Genomic DNA, 2,993 nt, shown 5'->3' on the forward strand with positions numbered 1-2,993 from the left:
ATCTACGGCCGAGCGCGTCGCGCGCGATCTCCGCGATGCCGCCGAGCGAGCCCAGCAGCGCGGTCGCCTCATAGGGCAGCACGAAGGTCTTCTGGTTGGGCGAGGTCGCCATGCTCTTGAGCGCCTCGACATATTTCTGAGCGACGAAGTAGTTGAGCGCCGCCGTGTCGCCGCGCGCGACCGCCTCGCTCACCAGCGTGGTGGCCTTGGCTTCGGCCTCGGCCGAGCGCTCGCGGGCCTCGGCGTCGCGGAACGCCGCCTCCTTGCGGCCCTCGGCCTCGAGGATCTGCGCCTGCTTGGCGCCTTCCGCCACCAGGATCGAGGCGCGCTTCTCGCGCTCCGCCTTCATCTGCCGGCCCATCGAGGCGACGAGGTCGGCGGGCGGGGTGATGTCCTTGATCTCGATGCGCGTGACCTTCACGCCCCAGGGCGAGGCGGCGGCGTCGACCACATGGAGCAGCCGCGTGTTGATCTCGTCGCGCTGGGACAGCACGTGGTCGAGGTCCATCGAGCCCAGCACCGAGCGGATGTTGGTCATCGTCAGCGCCATGATGGCGCGCTCGAGATTGGTGACCTCGTAGGACGCCTGGGCCGCGTCGACCACCTGGTAGAAGGCGACGCCGTCGACCTGCACGGAGGCGTTGTCGCGGGTGATGACCTCCTGGCTCGGGATGTCCAGCACCTGCTCCATCATGTTCATCCGCCGGCCGATCCGGTCGATGAACGGGATGATGAGGGTCAGGCCGGGGCGAAGCGTCCTTGTATACTTCTGGAAGCGCTCGACCGTGTAGTTGTAGCCCTGAGGGACCGTCTTCACCCCGGCGAAGATGACGAAGATCACGAGCGCCGCGACGACGATGGCGGCGATGTCGAAGCCCGACAGAGGCATTGGCTACTCCCCAGAGAACGCCGCATGAGGCGCCACGGGGGGCGCGAAGGCAAGCCGGACGGCGGATGACGTCCTCGTGTCGGCCCTCAGCGCCGTCGCGGCGCCGCTGAGCTCAGATCCAGCCCATCAGCTCGCGCCGGACGACGTGCTCGATCACCCGCATGCCCTCCTCGGAATCGTTGAGGCACGGGATCGCGGCGAAGTTCTCGCCGCCGTTGTGTTCGAAGATCTCGGCGTTCTCGCCGGCGATCTCCTCCAGCGTCTCGAGGCAGTCGGCGGTGAAGCCCGGCATCACCACCGCGAGGTTCTTGACGCCCTGCTTCGCCAGCGCCTCGACGGTCTTGTCGGTGTAGGGCTGCAGCCACTCCTCCGGACCGAAGCGCGACTGGAAGGTGATCCGGAAGCGGCTTTCATCGAGGCCGAGCGCCTCGCGCATCAGCCGCGCGGTCTTCTGGCACTGGCAGTGATAGGGGTCGCCCTTGAGCAGGTAGGACTGCGGCACGCCGTGGAACGAGGCGAGGATGACCTCGGGCTCGAAGGAGAGCTTCGCCAGCTCCTTCTTCAGCGAGGCCGTGACGGCCTCGATATAGACCGGGTCGTCCGCCCAGGGCGGCGCGACGCGGAGCACCGGCTGCCAGCGCATGGCCTTGAGGGCGTCGAACGCTTTGTCGCAGACCGTCGCCGAGGTCGCGGCGGCGTATTGCGGGTAGAGCGGCACGAGCAGGATACGGTCGCAGCCCTCCTTCTGAAGGGCCTCGATGCGCGAGGCGATCGACGGATTGCCGTAGCGCATCGCCCAGTCGACCACGAGGTTCGGGGCCTCCGAGGCGAGGCTCGCCGCGAGCTTCTCGGCCTGCGAGCGCGTGATGGTCCGGAGCGGGCTCTCATCGCGCTCCCGGTTCCAGATCGAGGCGTAGTCCTTGCCCTTTCGGCCCGGCCGCGTCGTCAGGATGATGCCGTTGAGCAACGGCCACCAGATCAGGCGGTTGGTCTCGATGACGCGCCGGTCGGAGAGGAACTCCTTCAGGTAGCGCCGCATCGACCAGTAGTCCGTGCCGTCGGGCGTCCCGAGATTGACCAGCAGCACGCCGATGCGGCCGACCTTCACGGGCGGATGATCGATCGGGAGGCGGACGGCGCGGTCGCCGGCCGGTGGGAAAGGCGCGTTCATTGGAATTTCTCTGTTTCGCAAGGCCTAGATAGGGCTCGCGAATGCGCCTGTCATCGCGGCGTGCGGCGATGACCGCCCGCGCACGCCGGGAACGCCACCCGAACACCACATGGAAGGCGATCAGATCGTCGACCGGGCTGCGCGGATAGCCGATCGCCTGCGCGAACGCGTCGGACGACTGCACCACGAAACGGTTGCCGTAGAGCGCCTGGTTGAGCGCGACGTCGCCGACCGTGACGGTCCGCGGGGTGGCGTGCCTGATGACGTCGCCGACCACGAAGTCCTCGAAGAAACGACCTGCTCCGGCCATGCCCCGCTCCGTCTTGGTTGCGGCGCGGTATGTGGCACGGCCCGCCCGTCGAGGCGACCTCGACATTCGTCGTCGCAACGGCCTTTCTGGGCGGTGAAGACGATCGGGCGATTGCGACCCGTTCGCTTCACGCGGCTTTCAAGCCGGGTGCGCCAATGTCTGCGGACCGGCGGGGAGCCGCCGTTGACGACACAATGAGGATGCGAGATGGCGCGCGACGCAGCAGAACGGCCCGTACCGACCGGGGCGCAGTCGCCGATCGCCGCCCTGGCGCGTCTGGCGCTCGCTCACGAGCGGGCCGGCCGGTACCGCGACGCCTGGGCGGTTTGGGAGGAACTGCGGTCCTCCCATCCGGAACGCTCGGACTGGAACGCCCCGCTTGCCGCGAGCTATTTGCGGTTCGCGCTGGACTGGACCGCCGACGCCGAGGAGGGCTCGCTGCGCGAGGCCGAGGAGGCGCTGGTGCGCGGCGTCGCGATCCTGACCGTCGATCTCGCCGCCCAGTCCGACGACGTGGCGCGGCTGATGCTGGTGGCTCGCGCCTGCGAGCAGCGCTGCATCCTGCGCGCTTTCGGGGAGGGCTGGACCCGCTCGGTCCGGGACGCTCTGGACGCCGGCGCTCC

At 68.6% G+C, this 2,993-nt stretch carries 2 protein-coding genes and 2 pseudogenes; 1 reads left to right on the forward strand and 3 read right to left on the reverse strand.

Going from position 1 to position 2,993, the window contains the following annotated elements; translation table 11 throughout:
- The 3 genes and pseudogenes from ACIKT0_RS16115 to ACIKT0_RS16125 form a co-directional block, all read right to left on the reverse strand.
- The coding region (locus ACIKT0_RS16115; RefSeq protein ID WP_407106377.1) for an SPFH domain-containing protein at positions 1-889 on the reverse strand (889 nt) is incomplete at its 3' end.
- Positions 890-1,001: 112 nt separating this feature from the next.
- The gene (hemH, locus tag ACIKT0_RS16120) at positions 1,002-2,060 is read right to left on the reverse strand and encodes a ferrochelatase (RefSeq protein WP_407106379.1); all 1,059 of its coding nucleotides are present in this window, start codon (positions 2,058-2,060) and stop codon (positions 1,002-1,004) included.
- A 97-nt stretch (positions 2,061-2,157) separates the two neighbouring features.
- Positions 2,158-2,370: pseudogene (locus ACIKT0_RS16125) on the reverse strand (hotdog family protein); the annotation flags it as partial.
- A 207-nt stretch (positions 2,371-2,577) separates the two neighbouring features.
- On the opposite strand from ACIKT0_RS16125, the pseudogene ACIKT0_RS16130 reads away from it, so the two are divergent.
- Positions 2,578-2,993 (forward strand): annotated as a pseudogene (locus ACIKT0_RS16130) (hypothetical protein); the annotation flags it as partial.

It is taken from the genome of Hansschlegelia beijingensis (genome assembly GCF_045505405.1).
GTDB classification, from domain to species: Bacteria; Pseudomonadota; Alphaproteobacteria; order Rhizobiales; family Methylopilaceae; genus Methylopila; species Methylopila beijingensis_A.

Coding starts and splice junctions, on each gene's coding strand:
- hemH (WP_407106379.1), bottom strand. CDS start 2,060: ATGAACGCGCCTTTCCCACCGGCCGGCGACCGCGCCGTCCGCCTCCCG.